The 293-nt window shown below is 64.5% G+C and carries 1 protein-coding gene; it reads right to left on the bottom strand.

Going from position 1 to position 293, the window contains the following annotated elements:
- Positions 1-293 (bottom strand): zinc-binding dehydrogenase (locus ACLQ28_RS34605; RefSeq protein WP_425690462.1); only part of this gene is annotated, 293 nt, incomplete at both ends.

The raw sequence follows: 293 nt of genomic DNA, 5'->3' as shown, positions 1-293 counted from the left end.
ATCTCGGTCAACATCTCCTGGATCCGCTCCGGACCCGCCTCCAGCAAATCGAAGGAGCGGTACCGCACCCCAGGATGCGTGTCACCAACAACCTGGGGGTCGCGGATATCGGCCTTACCCATCTCAATGAACCGACCACCACGGGGTAGCAAATCCAGCGAGGCGTCCACGAACTCCCCGGCCAGGGCGTCCAGGACCACGTCCATACCCGCCCCGCCGGTGGCGGCCAGGAACACCTCCCGGAAATTCAAATCCCGCGAAGACGCGATCCGATCCCCCGCCACACCCAACCC

This window comes from Micromonospora sp. DT201 (assembly GCF_049841575.1).
Lineage (GTDB): Bacteria > Actinomycetota > Actinomycetes > Mycobacteriales > Micromonosporaceae > Micromonospora.
This window is presented reverse-complemented; position numbering and strand designations above follow the sequence as displayed.